18 protein-coding genes are annotated in these 22,157 nt (G+C 65.5%); 12 read left to right on the forward strand and 6 right to left on the reverse strand.

Features of this window, described 5'->3' with window-relative positions; translation table 11 throughout:
* The first annotated feature begins 1 nt into the window (after position 1).
* The 3 genes from ACERLL_RS16030 (at position 2) to radA (ending at position 3,828) form a co-directional block, all read left to right on the forward strand.
* The gene (locus ACERLL_RS16030; RefSeq protein WP_373657114.1) at positions 2 to 763 is read left to right on the forward strand and encodes an ABC transporter ATP-binding protein; all 762 of its coding nucleotides are present in this window, start codon (positions 2 to 4) and stop codon (positions 761 to 763) included.
* Positions 764 to 772: 9 nt separating this feature from the next.
* The gene (locus tag ACERLL_RS16035; protein WP_373657115.1) at positions 773 to 2,401 is read left to right on the forward strand and encodes an MlaD family protein; all 1,629 of its coding nucleotides are present in this window, start codon (positions 773 to 775) and stop codon (positions 2,399 to 2,401) included.
* 62 nt (positions 2,402 to 2,463) lie between these two features.
* A complete protein-coding gene (gene radA, locus ACERLL_RS16040; protein WP_373657116.1) occupies positions 2,464 to 3,828 on the forward strand; it encodes a DNA repair protein RadA in 1,365 nt (454 codons plus the stop codon).
* Positions 3,829 to 3,838: 10 nt separating this feature from the next.
* Here radA and ACERLL_RS16045 read toward each other — a convergent pair whose 3' ends face one another.
* From ACERLL_RS16045 to ACERLL_RS16070, 6 genes are all read right to left on the reverse strand, one after another.
* Positions 3,839 to 4,915 carry an NAD(P)-dependent alcohol dehydrogenase gene (locus ACERLL_RS16045; protein WP_373657117.1) on the reverse strand — a complete coding sequence of 359 codons (1,077 nt, stop codon included), beginning with the start codon at positions 4,913 to 4,915 and terminating at the stop codon, positions 3,839 to 3,841.
* A 190-nt stretch (positions 4,916 to 5,105) separates the two neighbouring features.
* Positions 5,106 to 6,242: a succinyl-diaminopimelate desuccinylase gene (gene dapE / locus ACERLL_RS16050; RefSeq protein WP_373657118.1), complete on the reverse strand. Its 1,137-nt coding sequence runs from the start codon at positions 6,240 to 6,242 to the stop codon at positions 5,106 to 5,108.
* A 1-nt stretch (position 6,243) separates the two neighbouring features.
* Complete coding sequence (gene dapD / locus ACERLL_RS16055) at positions 6,244 to 7,065, reverse strand: 2,3,4,5-tetrahydropyridine-2,6-dicarboxylate N-succinyltransferase (RefSeq protein WP_373657119.1); 822 nt, start codon at positions 7,063 to 7,065, stop codon at positions 6,244 to 6,246.
* Positions 7,066 to 7,242: 177 nt separating this feature from the next.
* Positions 7,243 to 8,439 carry a succinyldiaminopimelate transaminase gene (gene dapC / locus ACERLL_RS16060; RefSeq protein WP_373657120.1) on the reverse strand — a complete coding sequence of 399 codons (1,197 nt, stop codon included), beginning with the start codon at positions 8,437 to 8,439 and terminating at the stop codon, positions 7,243 to 7,245.
* A 3-nt stretch (positions 8,440 to 8,442) separates the two neighbouring features.
* Positions 8,443 to 9,147, reverse strand: a complete 705-nt coding sequence (ubiG, locus tag ACERLL_RS16065) for a bifunctional 2-polyprenyl-6-hydroxyphenol methylase/3-demethylubiquinol 3-O-methyltransferase UbiG (protein ID WP_373657121.1) — start codon at positions 9,145 to 9,147, stop codon at positions 8,443 to 8,445.
* Positions 9,148 to 9,284: 137 nt separating this feature from the next.
* Positions 9,285 to 9,491: a YgaP family membrane protein gene (locus tag ACERLL_RS16070; RefSeq protein ID WP_373657122.1), complete on the reverse strand. Its 207-nt coding sequence runs from the start codon at positions 9,489 to 9,491 to the stop codon at positions 9,285 to 9,287.
* A 250-nt stretch (positions 9,492 to 9,741) separates the two neighbouring features.
* On the opposite strand from ACERLL_RS16070, the gene gyrA reads away from it, so the two are divergent.
* From gyrA to sppA, 9 genes are all read left to right on the forward strand, one after another.
* Complete coding sequence (gene gyrA / locus ACERLL_RS16075) at positions 9,742 to 12,306, forward strand: DNA gyrase subunit A (RefSeq protein WP_373657123.1); 2,565 nt, start codon at positions 9,742 to 9,744, stop codon at positions 12,304 to 12,306.
* 76 nt (positions 12,307 to 12,382) lie between these two features.
* A complete protein-coding gene (serC, locus tag ACERLL_RS16080) occupies positions 12,383 to 13,465 on the forward strand; it encodes a 3-phosphoserine/phosphohydroxythreonine transaminase (protein WP_373657124.1) in 1,083 nt (360 codons plus the stop codon).
* 280 nt (positions 13,466 to 13,745) lie between these two features.
* Complete coding sequence (gene serA, locus ACERLL_RS16085) at positions 13,746 to 15,323, forward strand: phosphoglycerate dehydrogenase (RefSeq protein WP_373657125.1); 1,578 nt, start codon at positions 13,746 to 13,748, stop codon at positions 15,321 to 15,323.
* Between the two features lie 132 nt (positions 15,324 to 15,455).
* Entirely contained in the window at positions 15,456 to 16,559 is a 1,104-nt protein-coding gene (pheA, locus tag ACERLL_RS16090; protein WP_373657126.1) for a prephenate dehydratase, read from the forward strand.
* A 2-nt stretch (positions 16,560 to 16,561) separates the two neighbouring features.
* Entirely contained in the window at positions 16,562 to 17,446 is an 885-nt protein-coding gene (locus ACERLL_RS16095) for a prephenate dehydrogenase (RefSeq protein WP_373657127.1), read from the forward strand.
* Complete coding sequence (aroA, locus tag ACERLL_RS16100; RefSeq protein ID WP_373657128.1) at positions 17,436 to 18,761, forward strand: 3-phosphoshikimate 1-carboxyvinyltransferase; 1,326 nt, start codon at positions 17,436 to 17,438, stop codon at positions 18,759 to 18,761. Before ACERLL_RS16095 ends, aroA begins: the two co-directional genes overlap by 11 nt.
* Positions 18,762 to 18,769: 8 nt before the next feature.
* Positions 18,770 to 19,486: a (d)CMP kinase gene (gene cmk / locus ACERLL_RS16105; protein ID WP_373657129.1), complete on the forward strand. Its 717-nt coding sequence runs from the start codon at positions 18,770 to 18,772 to the stop codon at positions 19,484 to 19,486.
* A 53-nt stretch (positions 19,487 to 19,539) separates the two neighbouring features.
* Positions 19,540 to 21,279 (forward strand): 30S ribosomal protein S1, encoded by a 1,740-nt coding sequence (rpsA, locus tag ACERLL_RS16110; protein ID WP_373657130.1) that lies wholly within the window; start codon positions 19,540 to 19,542, stop codon positions 21,277 to 21,279.
* Positions 21,269 to 22,156 (forward strand): signal peptide peptidase SppA, encoded by an 888-nt coding sequence (gene sppA, locus ACERLL_RS16115; RefSeq protein ID WP_373657131.1) that lies wholly within the window; start codon positions 21,269 to 21,271, stop codon positions 22,154 to 22,156. Before rpsA ends, sppA begins: the two co-directional genes overlap by 11 nt.
* The last annotated feature ends 1 nt before the right edge of the window (position 22,157 follow it).

Here is a 22,157-nt window from a genome sequence, read left to right on the forward strand (position 1 = left end):
CATGACGGAGCCGATCCTCGAGATCCGCGGTATGCGCAAGGCCTTCGGCGACTTCGTGGTCTGGGAGGGCGGCGACCTCGTTCTGCAGGAGGGGGAGACCCATGCCGTCATCGGCGGCAGCGGCACCGGGAAGTCGGTGCTGCTGAAAACCGTGCTGGGTTTGCTGGAGCCGGATGCCGGCTCGGTGCGCTTCCGTGGTCGGGAGGTGGTGGGAGCGAACGGGGACGTGCGCTCCAAGATCGTCCGCGAGATCGGCATGCTGTTCCAGGACGCCGCCCTGTTCGACAGCATGAATGTGGGAGAGAACGTGGCCTTCGAGCTGGAGCAGCTCAAGCTCATGAAGCGCAAGGCGATCCGCGAACGGGTGGCGGAGGTGCTGGAGTGGGTGGGCCTTCCCGGCATCGAGAAGCGGGATCCGGCACAGCTGTCCGGGGGCATGCGCAAGCGGGTGGGATTGGCCCGCGCCCTGGCCAGCGGGCCCAAGCTCATGCTGTATGATGAGCCCACCACCGGGCTGGACCCCATCACCAGCGACGTCATCAACGAGCTGATCATCTACCTTCGCGAGAAGACGCACACTTCCGGGCTGGTCATTACCCATGACATGCCCAGCGCCTACAAGATCGCCGACCGCATCAGCATGCTCTACAAGGGGCGCCTGATCTTCACCGGAACCCCAGAGGAAGTCCGTACAACCGATCACCCCGTGGTGTCCCAATTCGTGCATGGCCGGGCCCACGGTCCCATCACCAACGGGGCGTAAGGAAAACGCATGTTCGGAACCGAGCAAAAGGTCGGTCTCTTCATCGTCGCCACCCTGGTCCTGTTGGGGCTCGGGACGTTTCTCATCGGCGATATGCAGCCAATCGGCGCTCCGGAACGGCAGCACTTCACGGCCACCTTCTCCGATGTGCAGGGCCTCAAGGAGCAGGCGCCGGTGCGCATGGCGGGTGTGGAGATCGGCGAGGTGGGGGAGATCCGCCTGGCCAACGGCAAGGCCAAGGTGGAGCTGCTGCTCCGCCCGGACGTCCGCCTGCCCAAGGGCACCCGGGCGCTTATCGGCGGTTCCGGACTGGTGGGGGACAAGTACGTGATCCTCACCTATCCCGAGGAAGAACGGGACGAATCCGGTCCCGGAAAAGAGGGGAAGGGCAAAGAGGGGGCCCGGTCCGGGAACGGGATGACCACGGTGGCGCAGAGTGGGGAGCGGGGCCGGGAGTATCTGCCCGAGGGCGCCGATATCCCCGAGGAGTCGCGGGCCCGGGACCTGGATGACCTGATGCGTACCTTCGGGGCCGTGGGCGAGGACGTGAAAGAGGTCACGGAAACCCTCCGGAATGTATTCGGCAACGACGAAGGCGAGCAGAAGCTGCAGGGAATCCTGGACAACGTCAATCAGCTCGCAGCCGATCTGCGCGGGATGGCCGCGGAGAACCGGGAGGACATCCGCAAGGTGGTGGCCAACGTACGCGGTATCACCAAGACCCTCAAGCAGGATCTGCCGCCCATGGTGGCCGATTTCCGGAGCACGGCGAAGAATGCCAACCGCATCCTGGAAAATAACAGGGAGGACCTGCGCAAGCTGGTGGCCAAGCTCAGCGAGAGCGCCGACAACCTGGCGGAGATAACGGGCAATATCCGTCAAGGAGAGGGAACCATCGGCAAGCTCTACAAGGAGGACAAGGTCTACGCCGACCTTTCGGAGATCAGCGGGAACCTCGAGGAGATCACCACCAAGATCAACGAGGGCGAAGGAGCGCTCGGCAAGCTTGTCAGCGACAAGGAGGTGGGCAGACAGCTGGAATCGGCGGTGGCCGGGCTCGGCGAATACAGCCAGCGGGTGCAGCGCCTCCAGACCTCCATCTCTCTGGACACCCGTTACCTCACCGAGCAGGAGACCTCCAAGTCCGATTTCAATGTGCGGCTGCAGACCCGGCCCACGCGCTACTACCTGGCCGGCGTAACCTCCGACGGCCTGGCGGCGGACGCCGATGACGCCGAACCCGGCGATCCTCTGTTCGGCCAGAAGAAAGAATTCGGCAGCGATTTCAAGTTTACCTTCATGTTCGGCAAGACCTGGCCCGAATACGGCCTCTCCGGCCGGATCGGGCTTTTCCAGTCCACCGGCGGTCTCGGCATGAGCTATTATCCGGCCCGGTCCCTGGAGCTTTCCGCCGATTTTTGGGACTTCGGCGGCGACAACAGCGGTACCGAGTTCGAGGGGCCCCAGTCGCGGTTCATGGCCCGTTACGCCTTCCTGGACGATCACCTCCTGCTGGAGGGCGGGATCCACAACGCTTTCTCCGAAGAGTACAGATCGCCCTTCATCGGCCTGGGCCTGCGCTTCTTCGATGAGGACCTCAAGTACCTCGCGGGCAGCGTCCCCACCGGCGGATTATAGGCCGGGGGCGAGGCCGCCGGCCCCGGAGGGTAATGCCCCGCTAACAAGGAGACGGCCAGTCCATGGCCAAGCGACCCAAGACCGTCTTCGCCTGCACGGAATGCGGTGCCCAGCACGCCAAGTGGTTCGGCAAGTGCCCGGAGTGCGGTGCCTGGGATGCCCTGACCGAGGAGGCCCCTGCGCTTCAGGGTGAGGAGAAACCGCTGGGAAGCGGCCTGCACGGCGGTCGGCCCACCCCGCTTCCGGAGGTACGGCCCGGCGGCGAGGCCCGTCTGCCCACCGGAATCGGCGAGCTGGACCGGGCGCTTGGCGGGGGGCTGGTGCCCGGCGCGGTGATCCTCATCGGTGGCGAGCCCGGGGTGGGTAAATCTACCCTGCAGCTCCAGATGGCTTCCGCCCTCGCGTCGGGACATCGCGTACTCTATGTCACCGGCGAGGAATCCTCCGCCCAGGTGGCGCAGCGGGCTGATCGCCTCGGGGTGATGGACAGTCCCTTGCAGCTGCTCGCGGAAACCGACCTGGACACCATCCTCGGGCGCCTCCAGGAACAGGAGGCCGAGCTGGCCATCGTTGATTCGGTGCAGACGGTGGCGGACGCGGGCCTTCAATCCGCACCCGGCTCCGTGGCCCAGGTGCGGGAGTGCGCGGCGCGCTTGGTGCGCTACGCCAAGCAAACCGGAACGATCCTCTGCCTGGTGGGCCACGTGACCAAGGAGGGCGCCCTGGCGGGGCCGCGGGTGCTGGAGCACATGGTCGACACGGTGCTTTACTTCGAGGGGGAGCAGGGCGGTCAGTACCGGCTGGTTCGGGCCATGAAGAACCGCTTCGGCTCGGTGAATGAGCTGGGGGTTTTCCGTATGACCGGCGGTGGACTGGAGCCGGTGACCAATCCTTCCGCGCTTTTCCTCTCCGAGCATGAGGAGCCGGTTCCCGGCGCCGCCGTGGTAGCGAGCCAGGAGGGCACACGGCCACTACTGGTGGAGCTCCAGGCGCTGGTGGCGGAAAGCCCGCTCACCCAGCCGCGGCGCGTGGCCATCGGCGTGGAGCGCGACCGGCTCTCGCTGCTGCTGGCGGTGCTCTACCGCCACGCGGGGGTGGCCCTGTTCGATCAGGACGTGTTCATCAACGTCGTCGGCGGAGTGGATCTGTCCGAGCCGGCCGCGGACCTGGCCGTTGCGGCGGCGCTGGTTTCCAGCTTGCGTTCCCGGGCCCTGCCGGAGCGGACCATCATCCTGGGGGAGGTGGGCTTGGCCGGCGAGGTGCGCGCGGTGGGGCGCATCGAAGACCGGTTGAAGGAAGCCGCCAAGCTCGGCTTCAAGCGGGCGGTGATCCCCGCCGGAAGCGCCGAGGACCTGGACAATCCGGGCCTGGAGCTGCAGCCAGTGCGCCGGATTGAGCAGGCCCTGGAGCTTCTGCTGGAGGGATAAGCGGGGGCCCTCAGGGAGTGATCGCCACCTTGAGCACGCCCTCCCGCTGGTGGCCGAACAGGTCGTAGGCGGTCTCGATTTCATCGAGGCTGTAGCGGTGGGTCACCAGGGGCTTCAGGTCCACGCGGTCGCCCTCGATGACATTCATCAGCCGGCGCATGCGCTCCTTGCCGCCGGGGCACAGGGAGGTGACGATCTTGTGGTCGCCGAGGCCCGCATGGAAGGCGTCCAGGGGCACCTTCAGGTCCCCGGAGTATACGCCGAGGCTTGACAGCGTACCTCCCGGCTTGAGCGCCCGGAGCGCCGCCTCGAAGGTCTCCTGAAGGCCCAATGCCTCGATGGCGGCATCCACGCCCCGGCCCTCGGTGATGCGATGGATCTCGTCGACGGGATCCACTTGGCTGAAGTCCACCACGTGGTCCGCCCCCATACGGAGGGCCATTTCCTTGCGCTCCGGAACGGTCTCCACCGCAATGATATTGGTCGCTCCCCGTAGCTTGGCGCCGGCGGTGGCGCACAGGCCGATAGGGCCCTGGGCGAACACCGCAACCGTGTCACCGATCCGGAGGTTGGCGCTCTCGGCCCCCGCGAAGCCCGTGGACATGATGTCCGGGCACATAAGAACCTGCTCGTCGGAAAGCCCCTCGGGGACCGGCGCCAGATTGGCCAGAGCGTCGGGGACCCGCACGTATTCGGCCTGGCAGCCGTCGATGGTGTTTCCGAAGCGCCATCCGCCCAGCGGTTTCAGGCCGTGGGCGCAGGTTCCGCCGTCCTGGGCGTGGAGCCCGTCCAGGGAGGCATAGGACCAGCCGGTAGGGCAGATGGCCCCGGCGATCACCCGCTGACCGGGCTCGTAGCCCGCCACGTTGCTCCCCACCGCCTCGATGATGCCCACCGGCTCGTGGCCGATGGTCAGGCCCTGATCGACCGGATATTCGCCCTTCAGGATGTGGATATCCGTGCCGCAGATGGTCGTGGTGGTGATGCGGAGGAGGGCATCATTGGGCCCGATCTCCGGGACCGGTTTCTCGTCGAGCACGATGCGTCCGGGCTCTACGAATACGGCGGCCTTCATTTTCTCCGGCATTAGGGTTCCTCCCGGGATGGAAGGCCCGCTAAACCCTGGGGGCCGTTAATGTGAATAACCGTTCATGCGCTTTTGCTTCCCGCCGGTCCAGTGGGGCTCGGGCGGGGATGCTTGCCTCGGAAGCGCCTGCCAGAAGCAGGTCGCCTACCATTTCAGGATAGGGTCGGCGCCTGGATATTTTCAATTCCCTTCATGCCTTTCCGAGCAGCCGCTCCAACACCCCCTCGTAGATCTCCGCTAGCCGTTCCAAATCTGCCATGGCCACCCGCTCGTCCACCTGGTGGATGGTGTCGTTGAGCGGGCCGAATTCCGCCACCTGCACACCGTGCGGGGCGATGAATCGGCCATCACTGGTGCCGCCGGCGGTGGAAAGGTGGGTATCGAGCCCCGTCACCGTGCGGATGCTCTCGGTGAGCGCGTTCACCAGCGGGCCGGGCTCGGTGAGAAAGGGATCGCCGTTCTCGTGCCAGTGCAGGTCGTAGCGCAGACCGTGGCGGTCCAGGATCTCCTGGATTTGGGCCTTGAGGTCATCCCTGGTGCGCTCCGTGGAATAACGGAAGTTGAACTGCACGTCCAGGGTTCCGGGAATGACGTTGTGGGCGCCGGTCCCGGCGCGGATATTGGGGATCTGGAAGCTGGTGGGCGGGAAATAGGCGTTGCCGGCGTCCCACTCCGTGTCAACAAGCTCCTGCAGGGCAGGGAGAGCGCGGTGCACGGGGTTCTCCGCCTTGTGCGGGTAAGCCACGTGGCCCTGGACGCCCAGAATCACCAGCTCTCCGGTCAGGGATCCACGGCGACCATTTTTCACCGTGTCGCCGAGCCGCTCATTGCAAGAGGGCTCTCCCACCAGACAATAATCGGGCATCTCTCCGCGCTCGGCCAAGCGGCGCACCATGACCGGGGTACCGTGGGTTGCGGGCCCTTCCTCGTCCCCGGTGATCAGCAGCGCGATGGAGCCATTGGGCTCCGGATGACGGTCCAGGAAACGCTCCACGGCCACGGTGAAGGCCGCCAGGGAGCCCTTCATGTCCGCGGCCCCGCGCCCGTATAAATAGGTTCCCGAGGCGGTGGGAGAGAAGGGAGCATGGCTCCAGGCCGTTTCGTCCCCTGTGGGGACCACGTCCGTGTGGCCGGCGAAGGCCACCACCGGCCCCTGGTCACCGAATCGGGCGTAGAGATTGGCGACATCGCCTTCACCCATGTTCTCCAGGCGGAAGCCGAGCGGCCGGAGCCGCTCCCGTAAGGGCGCCTGCCCGTCCCCTCCGTCCGGGGTGACGGAGGGGACGGCGATCAGCTCCCGGGTGAGCCGTGTAGCCGCTCCAGTCACCTCAGACGTCCCGCAGCAGCTCGTTTACGGAGGTCTTGGCCCGGGTGCCCGCATCCACCTGCTTGACGATCACTGCGCAGTACAGGCTGTGGGTACCGTCGGAAGCGGGCAGGGTTCCGGGGACCACCACGGAGTTGGCCGGAACGCGGCCCTTGATGACCTCGCCGGTCTCGCGGTTGAGGATGCGGGTGGACTGGCCGAGGTAGACGCCCATGGACAGCACGGAGCCCTCCTCTACGATGACGCCCTCGGCCACCTCGGAGCGGGCGCCGATGAATACCTCGTCCTCGATGATCACCGGATTGGCCTGCAGGGGCTCGAGGACGCCGCCGATGCCGGCGCCGCCGGAGATGTGCACGTTCTTGCCGATCTGCGCGCAGGAGCCCACCGTGGCCCAGGTGTCCACCATGGTGCCCTCGTCCACGTAGGCGCCGATGTTGCAATAAGAGGGCATGAGCACGGCGGAGGGTGCGATGAAGGTGCCCCGGCGCACGGCGGCGGGCGGCACCACGCGGGCGCCCTGGGACTCGAAGTCGCTCTGACCGTATTCGGCGTACTTCAGCGGCACCTTGTCGTAATAATGGGTCTCGCCGCCGCGCATGACGCGGTTGCCATGGATACGGAAGGACACCAGCACGGCCTTCTTGAGCCACTCATTGACCACCCATTCGCCGTCCCGCTTTTCGGCGACGCGGGCCTCACCGCTGTCGAGCAGGCCCAGGGCTTCCTCCACGGCCTTGAAGGTTTCGGGGTCCACGTTATCGGGGGTGATCTCCGCGCGGCGCTCGAATGCCCCCTCGATGGTCTGCTTCAGATTTTCCATGGTCGGCTCCTGAAAGAAGAAAAATAAAAGCGGGTTAACCGCCAGGGACGCCAAGAGCGCCAGGGGCGGAAAACCACGTAACGGGATAGAATGTGGCCATTTTCCGCCACAGGAATTTGCGCTTTTACCGCCGTTTTCACTTGCCGTGCTTGGCGCCCTTGGCGGTTAGAAATCCTATTATTGTAGGGCCTCCGCCACCCGCCGGATTCGCCACGCCGCATCCTCGCAGCGCTCCAGCCCGTCAACCAGGGCGATGCGTACATGGTCCGTCCCGGGGTTCTGCCCTTCCACCTCCCGACCCAGGTAGGCACCGGGGAGCACCGTGATACCTTCCCGGGCATAGAGCTCCTTGGCGAACTGTTCGCCCCCGCCCGGGACGCGCGGCCAAAGATAGAACCCGCCCGCCGGGGCTTCAACGTCCAGGGCTGGTCCCAGAATCTCCAGCACCCGGGCGAACCGTTCGCGGTAGGCCGCCCGGTTCTCACGAACATGCGCCTCGTCACTCCAGGCGGCAACGGCAGCCTCCTGCAAGGGGGGAGGCGTGGCATTGCCGAGGTAGGTACGGAGCTTGAGGAAGGCTTCGATGACCGCCGCGTCGCCGGCCACGAATCCCGAGCGCAGGCCGGGGAGGTTGGAGCGCTTCGACAGGCTGTGAAAGGCCAGGCACCGCCGGAAGTCCGAGCGTCCCTCGGCCGCCGCCACTTCCAGCAGCCCCACCGGGGGATCCGTCTCATCGGGGTAGATCTCGGAATAGCACTCGTCGGCGGCGATCAGGAAGTCGTGCTGATCGGCCAGTCGCAAGAGCTCCCGGTACTGGTCATGTCCTACCACCGCCCCGGTGGGATTGCCCGGGGAGCAGATGTAGAGCAGCTCCGTGCGATCGAGAACCGACGCCGGTAAGCCCGCGAAATCGGGAAGGCCACTGGAGGATCCGGCGGCCACGTAAACGGGCTCGGCCCCCGCGAACAGAGCGGCGCCTTCGTAAATCTGGTACAGCGGGTTGGGCATGGCCACCACGGGCCGCTCCTTGGCACCCACCACCGCCTGGGCGACCCCGAACAAGGCCTCCCGGGTACCGTTTACCGGTATCACGTTGCGGCCGGGCTCCAGCCCCCCTCCGGGCAGGTGGAAGCGCGCTTCCGCCCAGCGGGCGCATGCCTCTTGCAGGCCGCGCGTGCCCCCCGTGGTGGGGTACCGGGCGAATCCGGCCCGCTCCCTGTGAATGGTCTCCAGGACGAAGTCCGGCGGGGCCTGCTTCGGCTCGCCGATTCCCAGGTTGATCGGTTCCCGGTCCGAGGGGGGCCGGACATCCTCGAACAGGGCGCGAAGGCGCTCGAAAGGATAAGGGTTGAGGGCGGCCAGGCGCGGGTTCATGGGCTATTCGTCCTCGGCCTTGACGGCATGGCCCAGGTAATTCACCGCCACGTCCCTGCCGAGCCGGAAGGAATTATCCAAGGGGTTGAAGATCATGCCCTGGATTTCCCGGGGGATCATACCCGCGGCGCGGAGATGGGCCTCCATTTCGCCGGGGCGGATGAATTTCTCCCAGTGGTGGGTACCCCGCGGCAGCCAGCCGAGAATGTACTCCGCGCCGATGATGGCCATGAGGTAGGAGCGGGCGGTGCGGTTCAGGGTGGCGAAAAAGAGGGTACCGCCGGGCCTGAGCAGGCGCGCGCACTCGTCCACCAAGGCGGCCGGGTCCGGAACGTGCTCGAGCACTTCCATGCAGGTGATCACGTCGAAAGGGCCGGCCCCCTCCGCGAGCAGATCCGCGACCTCGCCCTGGCGGTAGCTCACGGAAAGCCCGCTCACCTGCAAGTGCGCGCGGGCGGCTCCGATGGCGGCCTCCCCGGGCTCCAACCCGGTTGTATCGGCACCGGACGCCGCCAGCCCCTCTGTCAGAAGGCCGCCGCCGCAGCCCACGTCCAGGACCCGTTTTCCCTCGAGGGCAACCACTTGGCGGATGTAGTCGAGACGCAGAGGCTGGATCCGATGCAGGGGCTTGAACTCCCCTTCCGGATCCCACCAACGTGCGGCGAGCTGCTCGAATTTGTTGATCTCCGCCTGGTCGACGGACGACATGGCGCTTCCTCCTGCTCGGGGAACGGGCTTTGGTGAAGGGGCTGTAATGGGGGCCATAAAATAGCCCCTCGGGCCGCAATAGAAAAGCCCGGCCGGGGCCGCGGCGGCCCCGGCCGTCGGGAGCCGTGGGATGGCCGTCAGGCCTGCTTCCGGCCCTGCCCCCCGCAGGTGCTGGTGCCTAACAGGGCGTAGGCGGGGCAGCGCCTGAAAACCCCGGTGACCAGGGGGACGAGCCCGATCCAGCCCCACCAGTTCCCCGCCGGGTCGGCTGCGGCGAACGCAAGCAGAGCCGCACCGATGACGATGCGCAGCACCATGTCGGCGATGCCAACATTTTCCTTCATGGCCCAACCTCCCTCTGGGTCGCGTGTGCTCGCAAGGAATTTTACGCCTGTTCGAAAGAGGCGCAAAATGTGGCTCCAGCCCCAGGACTGCGCGAAGGTTAGCATGGAAAAGTGCGGAAAATATCCGGGAATCGGATATTTTCTCCGGAAGCCCTAAAAAAAGTGACACCCACGGCGACAATTTGACCCTAGGATTTCCGGGGGTTATGCTATATTTTTTTAGACTACAGTATCGGGAGACCGGGAGCTCATGGCCGAATTCGCCAAGGAAATGATGCCCGTCAACCTCGAAGAGGAGATGCGTCAATCCTACCTCGATTATGCCATGAGCGTGATCGTCGGGCGGGCCCTCCCCGATGTGCGGGATGGACTCAAGCCGGTGCATCGGCGTGTTCTTTACGCCATGCACACCCTGAATAACGACTGGAACAAACCTTATAAGAAGTCCGCCCGCGTGGTGGGTGACGTGATCGGTAAGTACCATCCGCACGGGGATGCGGCTGTCTACGACACCATCGTCCGACTCGCCCAGGACTTCACCATGCGCTACCCCATGGTGGACGGGCAGGGCAATTTCGGCTCCATCGACGGCGACAACGCCGCGGCCATGCGCTACACCGAGGTGCGCATGGCGCGCCTCGCCCACGAGCTGCTTACCGACATCGACCGGGAAACGGTGGATTTCGTGCCGAACTACGACGGCGCGGAAACCGAGCCCGCCGTGCTCCCGTCCCGGGTACCCAACCTCCTGGTCAACGGCGCCGCGGGCATTGCCGTGGGCATGGCCACCAATATCCCCCCGCACAACCTGCGGGAGGTGATCGACGGCTGCGTGGCGCTCATCGACAATCCCGAGCACAGCGTCGACGACCTCATCGGCATCATCACCGGCCCCGACTTCCCCACAGCAGGCATCATCAACGGCCGTGAAGGCATCCTTTCCGCGTACCGCACCGGGCGGGGCTCCATCCGGATTCGTGGGCGGGTGCGCACGGAAGAGGACAAGAAGGGCCGCCAGCGGCTGGTGGTCCACGAGCTGCCCTACATGGTCAACAAGGCCCGGCTCGTGGAAAAGATCGCCGACCTGGTGAAGGACCGCAAGATCGAGGGTATCAGCGACCTCCGGGATGAATCGGACAAGGACGGCATCCGGGTGGTCATCGAGCTCAAGCGGGACGAAGAGCCCGAGATCATCCTCAACAACCTGTACAAGCAGACCCAGCTGGAATCCGTATTCGGAATCACCCTGCTGGCCCTGGACCAGGGGCAGCCCCGCACGCTGAACCTCAAGGAGGTGCTGGAGGCCTTCGTCCAGCACCGTCGCGAGGTAGTAACCCGGCGTACGCTCTACGACCTCCGCCAGGCCCGAAAGCGGGCCCACACCTTGGAAGGCTTGGCCGTCGCCCTGGCCAATCTGGATCCGGTAATCAATCTGATTCGGCAGTCCCCGGACCCGGCCACTGCCAAGGAACGGCTGACCACCGAGGTCTGGGAGCCGGGCGGGGTGGAGTATCTGGTGCAACGGGCCGCCCAGTCCGGCGGCATCCGCAACGAGGAGGGCCTCGGGCTGGTGGACGGCGGCTACAAGCTCTCTCCCGAGCAGGCCCAGGCCATCCTCGACATGCGCCTGCACCGCCTTACCGGCCTGGAGCGCGACAAGGTCATCGGCGAGTTCGAGGAGATTCTCGACAAGATCGATGATCTGCTGGATATCCTGCGCTCCGAGGCCCGTCTCATGGGCGTGATCCGCGACGAGCTTGTGGATATCAAGGAGCGCTTCGGCGATGAGCGGTGCACCGAGATTCAGGAGGCCGCCAGCGAGCTGACGCTGGAGGACCTGGTGGCCGAGGAGGACATGGTGGTGACCATGACCCGGGCGGGCTACATCAAGCGCCAGCCCCTCTCCGGCTACAGGGCCCAGCGCCGCGGCGGCAAGGGCAAGGCGGCCACCGCTACCCGGGATGCCGAGGATTTCGTGGAGCGATTGTTCGTGGCCTCCACCCACCAGTACATCCTGTGCTTTTCAAATTCCGGCAAAGTGTACTGGCTAAAGGTGTACGAGCTGCCAGAAGCGGGCCGTACTGCCCGGGGCAAGGCCATCGTCAATCTCCTGCCGCTGGAGAAGGACGAGCGGATCACCACCGTGCTGCCGGTGGACGCCTTCGAGGAAGGGCGGTACGTGGTAATGGCCACGTCGCGCGGGGTGGTGAAGCGCGTGGACCTCATGGAGTTTTCCCGGCCGCGCAAGGCGGGAATCATCGCCATAAAGCTCGGGGAGGGGGAATCCTTGGTGGGCGCCCGGATAACCTCGGGCGACGACGAGCTGCTCATGGCCACCAACCGCGGCAAGGCCATCCGCTTCCCGGAGCAGGAGGTCCGGGCCATGGGCCGGACCGCCCACGGGGTCCGCGGTATCGAGATGGGTGAGGAGGACCGTCTAATCGCCCTGCAGGTGGTACGGCCCGGCTGGGAGGTGCTGACGGTTACCGAGAACGGCTTCGGCAAGCGCACGGCCCTGGAGGAGTATCGAGTCCAGGGGCGCGGCGGGCAGGGTATCCTGACCATCAAGGAATCCGACAGGAACGGCGAAGCGGTGAGCGTGCGGCTCGTGCATCCGGATAATGAAGCGATGCTGGTTACCTCCCAGGGCACGCTCATCCGCACACCGCTGGACGGAATCTCCCGTCTTGGCCGCAATACGCAAGGCGTTCGCCTGATCGACCTGGGTGAAGGGGAGCATGTGGTGGGCGCGGAGCGCGTGGAAGAGTCGGCGGAACAGGAAGATGTTGAGCCGGATGACAACGGTATAGAGTAGTAAGCGGGGCCTCGATTTAATTAATAGCTATCACTGTGTTAGAATATAGAGTTCCATTCATTTTTCGGAGAGGTTCATGAGCCGAGTATTCAACTTCAGTGCAGGCCCGGCTGCGTTGCCGGAAGATGTTCTGCGCAAAGCGGGGAACGAGATCCTGGACTGGCATGGCTCCGGGATGTCCGTGATGGAGATGAGCCATCGCGGCAAGGAGTTCACCGCCATCATCGAGAAGGCGGAAGCCGATCTTCGCGAGCTTTTGCAAATTCCCGACGATTACTCGGTTCTTTTCCTCCAGGGCGGCGCCAGCAGCCAGTTCGCCATGGTTCCGCTCAACCTACTGCGCGGCAAAGGCAAGGCGGACTACATCAATACCGGGAGCTGGTCCAAGAAGGCAATCGCCGAAGGGAAGCGCTATTGCGAGGTGAACGTTCCCGCCTCCGCAGCCGACGAGAACTTCACCTGGATCCCCAAGCAGGATCAGCTGGATCTCGATCCCGGGGCCGCCTACTGCCACATCACCAGCAACAACACCATCTTCGGCACGGAATACCACTATTTCCCCGAAACGGGTGATGTCCCGCTGGTCGCCGATATGTCCTCGGATATCCTTTCCCGGCCCATCGACGTCAGCAAGTTCGGCCTGATCTACGCCGGCGCCCAGAAGAATATCGGTCCGAGCGGGCTGACCATCGCCATTGTCCGCAACGATCTGGTGGGACACGCCGTGGATTGGTGCCCGACCATGTTCGACTACAAGACGCATGTCGATGCCAAATCCCTCTACAACACCCCGCCTACCTATGGTGTCTACATCGCCGGCCTGGTCTTCGAATGGCTCAAGGAGCAGGGTGGCCTGAAGGCCATGGAAGAATTCAATCGCCGGAAGGCCGGAAAGCTCTATTCGGCCATCGACGGCAGCGATTTCTACGCCTCTCCGGTCGAGCCGGAAGACCGCAGCCTCATGAATGTTCCCTTTACTCTTTCCAATCCCGATCTCGATGCCTCGTTCCTCGAAGAAGCCGGCGAACGGGGTCTGGTGGCACTGAAGGGCCATCGCTCCGTGGGTGGCATGCGCGCTTCCATCTATAACGCCATGCCGGAGTCTGGCGTGGATGCACTCATAGATTTCATGCGCGATTTCGAGCAGCGCAACGCTTGAATTGCCCGGGCGGATCGCCGGGAGCGAAATCGCCGGTTCAGCGAGCCGGTAAAGCCTTGGCGGGGGTTCGTAGCGCATAAGCGGGGAGGCCTGATCGGAGCCCCTTTGACGGTTCCGGTCGGGCCGTTCCAGGTCGGACGCAGCATTGTCGCCTGTGGAGCATCCGACACCATCTAGCATTCATGCGACGGATGCAGCGCCGGGAACCGGGCAGCACCGTTTCTGCGGTCCGTCCACCCGGACCATCTCCCGCCCAAACCAGATACGAGGTTCTTTTTACATGCCCAAGGTTTTAATCAGCGACAAGATGTCGCCGAAGGCGGAGTCCGTGTTTGCCGAGCACGGCATCGAGGTGGACGTGCAGACCGGGCTGAGCCCCGAGGAGCTGGCCGGGGTGATCGGCGCCTACGACGGGCTGGCGATCCGCTCGGCGAGCAAGGTCACGGCGGAGATCCTGGACGCGGCGCCCAACCTCAAGGTGGTGGGTCGGGCGGGGATCGGGGTGGACAACGTGGACATCCCGGCGGCCTCGCAGAGGGGCATCATCGTCATGAACACGCCCTTCGGCAACACGGTGACCACCGCCGAGCACGCCATTGCGCTGATGGTCTCGGCGGCGCGCAACGTGCCGCAGGCCACGGCGTCCATGAAGGCGGAGCGCTGGGAGAAGAGCAAGTGGGGCGGGGTGGAGCTCTACCAGAAGACCCTGGGCGTGATCGGCACCGGCAACATCGGCTCCCTGGTGATCCAGCGGGCGCACGGGCTCAAGATGCGGGTCATCGCCTACGACCCCTACATCTCCCAGGAGCGCGCCGACGACCTCGGGGTGGAGCTTGTGGAGCTCGAAGAGCTCTACCGGCGGGCGGACTTTATGACCATCCACACGCCGCTCACCAGCGCCACCCGGCACCTGATCAGCGACGCCGCCTTTGACGCCATGAAGGACGGGGCGATCCTGGTGAACGCCGCGCGCGGCGGGGTGGTGGACGAGCAGGCGCTCGACCGGGCGCTCGAGGCGGGCAAGATCCGGGGCGCGGCGCTCGACGTGTTCGAGGAGGAGCCCGTGGAGGGCCATTCCCTGCTGCGCCACGACAACTTCATCTGCACCCCGCACCTGGGCGCCTCCACCGAGGAGGCGCAGGTGAACGTGGCGGTGCAGGTGGCGGAGCAGATCAGCGACTACCTGACGCGGGGCATCATCCAGAACGCGGTGAACATCCCCTCCGTGGAGGAGGAGGAGATGCCGCTGCTGCAGCCCTACCTGAACCTCGGCGAGCGGCTCGGCTCCATCCTCGGCCAGCTGGCGCAGGGCGGGCTGAAGCGGGTGGAGATCGAGTACGCCGGGGAGGTCTCGGCGCTCAACCAGCAGCCGATCACCACCACCATCCTGAAGGGGCTGCTCGACCCGATCCTGCCGGACTCGGTGAACCTGGTGAACGCGCCGCTGCTCGCCGAGGAGCGCGAGGTGAAGGTGAGCGAGACGCGCAAGAAGCAGGCGGACGAGTTCACCAGCCGCATCCGGGTGACGCTGGTCACCGAGAAGCGCACCTGGACCATCGACGGCACGCTGGTGCACGGCACGCCGCGGGTGGTGGAGCTCGACGGCGTGGAGCTGGAGCTGGTGCCGGACGGCCGCCTGCTGTACATGGCCAACCGCGACGAGCCGGGGCTCATCGGCCGCATCGGAACGGTGCTCGGCGAGTCGGGGGTCAACATCGCCGGCTTCATGCTGGGTCGCGAGGCGCCGCAGCAGCAGGCGATCTCCTTCATCAGCGTGGACCAGCCGGTGTCCGAGGAGGTCATGAAGCGGATCTCCTCCGAGGAGAATGTTCTGGAGGTGCGGGAGATCAACCTGTAGCTCCCCGGGTACCTTGAGCCCGATATAACGGGTAGGATTAGCGGGCCGGACCGGTAGGGTCCGGCCCCATTTTTTCAGTGCGTCCCATGGACGCGGCAAACCAGTTCCAGCAGGTCGAGGGCGGAAGGAACCGTGAGCCAAGAAGGTCCCCCCGAAAACGGCGGAACGGACGCGCGACAGGAATCGCTGCGCCAGGAAATCGATCGCATCGATGGCGAGGTCCAGCGGCTGGTGAACCAGCGTGCCGCGCATGTACTGGAAATCGCCCGGATCAAGGAAGCCAATGGCGGAGCCTTTTACCGTCCGGAGCGGGAGGCCCAGATTCTGGCCCGGGTGGCGGAGCGGAACGAGGGGCCTTTCCCGGATCAGGACATGGTGCGAATTTTCCGCGAGATCATGTCCTCCTGTCTGGCCCTGGAGCGCCGGCTCCGGATCGCCTTCCTGGGACCGGAAGCCTCCTTTACCCACGCCGCCGTGCAGGTGCATTTCGGGCATGCGGTTGAGGAGCACCCCGTGCGCACCATCGCCGAAGTATTCCGGGAGGTGGAAGCCGGAACCGCGGATTACGGCGTGGTGCCGGTGGAGAACTCCACCGAGGGGGCCGTGAATGCCAGCCTCGATCAGCTCATGGGGACCAATCTGCAGGTCTGCGGGGAGGTGGCACTTCGTATCGAGCACCACCTGATGAGTCACGCCCCGGACATGCAGTCCATCCGCCGCCTCTATCTCCACCCGCAGACGCAGGCCCAGTGCCGCGAATGGCTCCAGGATCACATGGGCGGGTTGGAATGGGTGGAAGTCACCAGCAACGCCGAGGCCGCGCGCCGCGCCACCGCGGAGCCCGACAGCGCGGCGGTTGCCGGCGCCTCGGCGGCAGAATTCTACGGGCTGCCCGTGCTCGCCGCGGGCGTGGAGGACGACCCGGAAAACACCACCCGCTTCGTGGTGGTGGGCGCCCAGTGGGTGGGTCCTTCCGGCAACGACAAGACCTCCATCCTGGTCTCGGCCCCCAACCGACCGGGGAGCCTGTTCCATGTGCTCCAGCCCTTTTCCCTGGCCGGGGTGAACTTGACCAAGATCGTCTCCCGACCCGCGCGCTCTTCTCTCTGGGACTATGTCTTTTTCCTGGATCTGGACGGCCACCAGGAGGATGCGGCGGTTCAGGAGGCCCTCGAGGGCGTGGAGGCGGGAGGGGCCGCCGTCAAAGTGCTTGGCTCCTACCCGCGGGCTCGGTAGCCATGCCTTTCCGGCGCATTACCATCATCGGGCTCGGCCTGATCGGAGGCTCCCTGGGTCTGGCCCTGCGTCGTTCCGGCGCAGTGGAGGAGGTGGTGGGCGTTGATCAGTCCGCCGCAGTCCTGGAGCGGGCACGGGAAAGAGGCTTGATCGATAGGGGGACCACCGATCCCGCCGCGGGAGTTCGGGACGCCGAACTGGTGGTGGCGGCCGTGCCCGTGGGGTGCTTCCGCGGGGTCCTCGAGGCAGCGCGGGGCGGCCTGGAAAGAGATACCGTGGTCACGGACGTGGGTAGCGTGAAGGGGCCCGTTCACGCCGAAGCCGAGGCCGTTCTGGGTGCGGATGCCCTATTCGTGGGCGGCCACCCCCTGGCGGGTACCGAGGATTCGGGAGTGGAAGCGGCCCTTGACCGGCTGTTCGACGGGGCCCTTTGTATTCTCACACCTGCTTCCGATACTCCGGCCCGGGACCGAGTCAAGGCCCTGTGGGAGCTCGTGGGCTGCCAGGTGGTCACCATGGATGCCGAAGCGCATGATCGGATCCTGGCGGCCACCAGTCATCTCCCCCATATGCTCGCCTTCAGCCTGATCCGCACCTTCGGCGAGCTGGATGATTCCGATCGGCTCGCGCAGTTCGCAGCCGGCGGGTTCCGCGATCTGACGCGCATCGCGGGCAGCGATCCGGTGATGTGGCGGGATATCGCCCTGGCCAATTCCGGGCCGCTTCTGGAGATGATCGACCGTTTCGAGGACCGGCTTTCCGAGCTACGCAGGGCCATAGCGGCCGGGGACGGCCCCGCCCTCCAGGCCTTTTTCGGCGAGGCCCGCACCCTCCGTCGCGGCCTGCCGCCCCGGGCCCATGAAGACGAGGACAACGATGACGACTGATAAGCGGGATGACCGCCTCACCGCCCGGGGCGGAAGCGTGCAGGGCACGGTGCAGGTGGCCGGGGACAAGTCCATTTCCCACCGGGCGATCATGATCGGGGCGCTTGCGGACGGTGTGACCCGGGTGGAAGGGTTCCTGGCGGGCGAGGATTGCCTGGCCACCCTTGCCGCTTTTCGCTCCATGGGCGTCCGCATCGAGGGACCGGACGCGGGCCGGGTAACCATTCACGGGGTGGGCAGAGAGGGTCTGAGGGCGCCCGAAGCGCCGCTCGACATGGGGAACTCCGGAACCTCCATGCGCCTGCTCGCTGGCTTGCTCGCCGCCCAGCCGTTCCCGTCCGAGCTGACCGGGGATGAAAGCCTCCGCAGGCGACCCATGGGACGGGTGGTATCCCCGCTGACCAGCATGGGGGGGCAGGTCGCCGCGCTCGGGGAGGAGGGCCGGCCGCCCCTGCGTATCTCCCCGGTCGGATCTCTGAAGGGGATCAACTACGAGCTGCCGGTGGCCTCCGCCCAGGTGAAATCGGCGATCCTGCTGGCGGGGCTCTATGCCGACGGGGAAACCTGCGTGACCGAACCGGCGCCCACCCGTGACCATACCGAGCGCATGCTCTCCGCCTTCGGTTACCCGGTTCGCCGGGAAGGATCCCGGGCATGTCTGCAGGGGGGCGCGCGCGTGCAAGCCGCGGACCTGAGCATTCCCGGGGACCTCTCCTCGGCCGCCTTTTTCCTGGTGGCGGCCGCGATGGTCCCCGGATCGGACCTTCTGCTGGAGGGGGTCGGCATCAACCCAACCCGACGCGGGGCCCTCGACATCCTCCTGGCCATGGGGGCCCACATCGAGCTCCAGAACGAGCGCACTCACGGCGGGGAACCGGTGGCGGACCTCCGGGTCCGAGGTGGAGAGCTGCGGGGCATAGAGATCCCTTCCCACCTTGTGCCGCTGGCCATCGACGAATTCCCGGCGATCTTCGTGGCCGCTGCCGCGGCCGAAGGGCGCACTGTCCTGCGGGACGCCGCCGAACTGCGCGTCAAGGAAAGCGACCGGATCCAGACCATGGCCGACGGTCTGCAAGCCTTGGGCATTGCCGCCGTGCCCCTGGAGGACGGGCTGGTGATCGACGGCGGGCCCATCAGCGGCGGCCGGGTGGATGCCCATGGGGATCACCGCGTGGCCATGGCCTTTGCCGTGGCCTCCATCGCCGCATCCGGACCCATTTCCATTTCCGGGGCCGCCGCCATCCGCACCTCCTTCCCGGACTTCCTCGAGGTTGCCCGAGCGGTGGGCCTGCGCATCGAAGCCGAAAACGAATGAGGGAGTCTATGGCAGCCCAATCGGAAGAACTCGCCCCGGTGGTGACCATCGACGGTCCGAGCGGCACGGGGAAGGGTACCCTGGCCAACCTGCTGGCCCGAAAGCTGGACTGGCACTACCTGGACAGCGGAGCCCTTTACCGGGCGGTAGCCTGGACCGCCCTGCGGGACGGACTGGCCCTGGAGGAGCGCGAGGAGGAATCCCTGGGCGAGCTGGCCCGGACCCTGAATATCCGGTTCGAGCCCGCCGCGGAAGGTCCCGTTCGGGTCTATATCGACGGCCAGGAGGTAACCCAGGAGCTGCGAAGCGGACCCATAAGCGAGGGCGCCTCGGTGGTTGCGGCCATGCAACCGGTTCGCGACGGGCTGCTGGAGCTCCAGCGGTCCTTTCGTCGCCCGCCGGGCCTCGTGGCCGACGGACGGGACATGGGTACGGTAGTATTCCCCGAGGCGCCGGCGAAGATCTTCCTGACCGCCACCGCCGAGGAGCGGGCCCGGAGGCGATATGAGCAGTTGAGGGCCCATGAAACTGATGTTACGCTGGAACGAATTACGCAGGAACTGCGTCAAAGGGACGAACGGGATGCCCATCGGAACGTTGCGCCGTTACGCGCTTCCGAGGGGGCATATATTATTGATACTACGAACATTTCCATTGATGCGGTGCTTGCCGAAGCCCTGGAGCGGGTTCGGCGCTGTATCCCCGGGAAGTTCGCGGATGGCTGAGGAGTCGGGACCCCGAGGGCCCCGGAAATTTTCACCAGGAGTGGCAACCTTTTATGCCTGAGACCAACACCCAAACCCCTACCACCCAGCACCCCCCCGCCGGCGAACCCGATTTCGCCACCCTCCTCGAGGAGAGTCTGAACGAGGAGGAGATCCAGTCCGGCGAGATCATCTCCGGAGAAGTCGTGGCCATGGATGATAAGGAAGTTATCGTCCATGCAGGCCTCAAGTCCGAAGGCCTCGTTTCCATCCAGGAGTTCATGGACGAGAACGGCGAGATGGCCGTGGGGGTTGGGGACCAGGTCGAGGTCTGCGTGGAGGCCGTGGATGACGGCTTCGGCGAGACCCGGCTTTCCCGGGTGAAGGCTCTTCGGGCGCGCGCCTGGGGCGAGCTGGAGCAGGCCTACAACAATGATGAGGTCGTCCAGGGCGTCCTTACCGGCAAGGTCAAGGGCGGTTTCGTCGTGGACATCAACGGCATCCGCACCTTCCTGCCGGGCTCGCTGGTGGATGTGCGCCCCGTGCGCGACGCCACCTACCTCGAGGGCAAGAAGCTCGACTTCAAGGTCATCAAGCTGGATCGCCGGCGCAACAACGCCGTGGTCTCCCGCCGGGCCGTGGTCGAGGAAGAGCGCAGCGCCGAGCGTAAGGCCCTCATGGATCGGCTCGAGGAAGGCCAGACCGTCAAGGGCATCGTCAAGAACCTCACCGACTACGGTGCCTTCATCGATCTCGGCGGCCTCGACGGCCTGCTGCACATCACCGATATGGCCTGGAAGCGGGTCAACCATCCCTCCGAGATGGTCAACGTCGGCGACGAGATCGAGGTGAAGATCCTCAAGTTCGACAAGGAGCGCGAGCGCATCAGCCTGGGCCTCAAGCAGCTCACCGAGGATCCCTGGGCCGACCTGCCGCGCCGCTATCCCGAGAACAGCCGGGTTTGGGGCAAGGTCACCAACATCACCGACTACGGCGCCTTCGTGGAGCTGGAGGAAGGCGTTGAGGGTCTGGTGCACGTCTCCGAGATGGACTGGACCAACAAGAACGTCCATCCGTCCAAGGTGGTGCAGCCCAGCGACGAGGTGGAGGTGATGATCCTCGACATCGACGAGGAGCGCCGCCGCATTTCCCTGGGCATGAAGCAGTGCCAGTCCAATCCCTGGGACGAGTTCGCCCAGACCCACGCCAAGGGCGACCGGGTGCAGGGCGTCATCAAGTCCATCACCGACTTCGGCATCTTCGTCGGGCTGCCCGGCGGCATCGACGGTCTCGTGCACCTCTCGGACCTGTCCTGGAGCGAGGCGGGCGAGGAAGCCGTGCGCCAGTACCAGAAGGGCGAGGAAGTGGAGGCCGTGGTGCTCTCCGTGGACCCCGAGCGGGAGCGGATCAGCCTGGGCATCAAACAGCTTTCCGATGATCCCTTCAGCAACTGGGTGGCCGAGCACGACAAGGGCACCCTGGTGGAAGGCGAGGTCATCGAGGTGGAGCCCAAGGGCGCCCGCGTTCATCTGGCTTCCGACGTGGAAGGCTTCATCCGCGTGGCCGACATCTCCCAGGACCATGTGGAAGACGCACGCTCCGCCCTCGTGGCCGGCCAGCAGGTGGAGGCTCAGGTGAGCGGCGTGGATCGCCGCAATCGCCTCATCAACCTCTCCATCAAGGACAAGGACAAGGTTGAGGAGAAGGAGGCCGTCCGGGACTACCAGTCCAAGGCCGCCGCTTCCGGTACCACGAGTCTCGGGGATCTTCTGAAAGAACAGATGATGAAGAAAGATGAGGAGAATGACGGCTGACCATCGTTCCCGTCGTCGCTCCAAGGACAGCAAGGCCGCCTGGTTAACAGGCGGCCTTCTGTTTCTTATCGCTAGCGGCTTGCTGGGTATCTTCTCGGGCGGTGACTCCATCTCCTCCCGGCCCCATCTTGCGCAGGTGGCCGTGGAAGGCCCCATCATGAACGCCGAGCCGACCGTGAGCTTGCTCGAAAAGGCACGCGAGGCATCCCATATCCGCGGCGTGCTCCTGCGTGTGAACAGTCCCGGGGGTAGCGTGGGGGCCTCGGAGGCCATCTACCAGGCGGTGGCCCGACTATCGGAGAAAAAGCCCGTTGCGGTCTCCATGGGCGGGCTCGCGGCCTCCGGCGGCTACATGGTGGCGCTTGGCGGGGACCGGATCTTCGCCCTGGATTCCACCCTCACCGGGTCCATCGGCGTGATCATGATGAGTACGGGCGTATTCCCGCTGCTGGACAAAATCGGTGTGGTGCCGCGTATTATAAAGTCAGGCAGGTTCAAAGACGCGGGATCTCCTCTGCGGGAAATGAGTGAGGCCGACCGCGCCTATCTGCAGTCCATGGTGGACGAATTGCACAAGCAATTCGTGCAATTGGTGGCGAAGGAGCGGGGGATGGATGTCCAGGAAGCTCGTCCCCTGGCCAACGGCCGGGTGTTTTCCGGACAGCAAGCCCAATCCGAGGGCCTGATCGACGCGCTCGGCGGCGAGCAGACCGCGGAAGCCTGGCTTCGCGCACAGGCCGAGCTGGGTCCGGACGCTCCACTCGAAGAGCTGCAGCCCCCGGAGGATTGGATTCAGGAATTGATGCCGGCCGGCCTTATCGGTTGGCTGCAGATGCGCTTATCCCCCGAGCCCCGTTATCTTTACATGGGAGGATGAG

Origin of the sequence: Thiohalorhabdus sp. Cl-TMA (genome assembly GCF_041821045.1) — a bacterium.
GTDB classification, from domain to species: Bacteria; Pseudomonadota; Gammaproteobacteria; order Thiohalorhabdales; family Thiohalorhabdaceae; genus Thiohalorhabdus; species Thiohalorhabdus methylotropha.

What these genes read in the sequence shown, in the direction of transcription:
- ACERLL_RS16030 (WP_373657114.1), top strand. Translation starts at nt 2, where the DNA reads ATGACGGAGCCGATCCTCGAGATCCGCGGTATGCGCAAGGCCTTCGGC.
- ACERLL_RS16035 (WP_373657115.1), top strand. Translation starts at nt 773, where the DNA reads ATGTTCGGAACCGAGCAAAAGGTCGGTCTCTTCATCGTCGCCACCCTG.
- radA (WP_373657116.1), top strand. Translation starts at nt 2,464, where the DNA reads ATGGCCAAGCGACCCAAGACCGTCTTCGCCTGCACGGAATGCGGTGCC.
- ACERLL_RS16045 (WP_373657117.1), bottom strand. Translation starts at nt 4,915, where the DNA reads ATGCCGGAGAAAATGAAGGCCGCCGTATTCGTAGAGCCCGGACGCATC.
- dapD (WP_373657119.1), bottom strand. Translation starts at nt 7,065, where the DNA reads ATGGAAAATCTGAAGCAGACCATCGAGGGGGCATTCGAGCGCCGCGCG.
- dapC (WP_373657120.1), bottom strand. Translation starts at nt 8,439, where the DNA reads ATGAACCCGCGCCTGGCCGCCCTCAACCCTTATCCTTTCGAGCGCCTT.
- ubiG (WP_373657121.1), bottom strand. Translation starts at nt 9,147, where the DNA reads ATGTCGTCCGTCGACCAGGCGGAGATCAACAAATTCGAGCAGCTCGCC.
- ACERLL_RS16070 (WP_373657122.1), bottom strand. Translation starts at nt 9,491, where the DNA reads ATGAAGGAAAATGTTGGCATCGCCGACATGGTGCTGCGCATCGTCATC.
- gyrA (WP_373657123.1), top strand. Translation starts at nt 9,742, where the DNA reads ATGGCCGAATTCGCCAAGGAAATGATGCCCGTCAACCTCGAAGAGGAG.
- serC (WP_373657124.1), top strand. Translation starts at nt 12,383, where the DNA reads ATGAGCCGAGTATTCAACTTCAGTGCAGGCCCGGCTGCGTTGCCGGAA.
- serA (WP_373657125.1), top strand. Translation starts at nt 13,746, where the DNA reads ATGCCCAAGGTTTTAATCAGCGACAAGATGTCGCCGAAGGCGGAGTCC.
- ACERLL_RS16095 (WP_373657127.1), top strand. Translation starts at nt 16,562, where the DNA reads ATGCCTTTCCGGCGCATTACCATCATCGGGCTCGGCCTGATCGGAGGC.
- aroA (WP_373657128.1), top strand. Translation starts at nt 17,436, where the DNA reads ATGACGACTGATAAGCGGGATGACCGCCTCACCGCCCGGGGCGGAAGC.
- cmk (WP_373657129.1), top strand. Translation starts at nt 18,770, where the DNA reads ATGGCAGCCCAATCGGAAGAACTCGCCCCGGTGGTGACCATCGACGGT.
- rpsA (WP_373657130.1), top strand. Translation starts at nt 19,540, where the DNA reads ATGCCTGAGACCAACACCCAAACCCCTACCACCCAGCACCCCCCCGCC.
- sppA (WP_373657131.1), top strand. Translation starts at nt 21,269, where the DNA reads ATGACGGCTGACCATCGTTCCCGTCGTCGCTCCAAGGACAGCAAGGCC.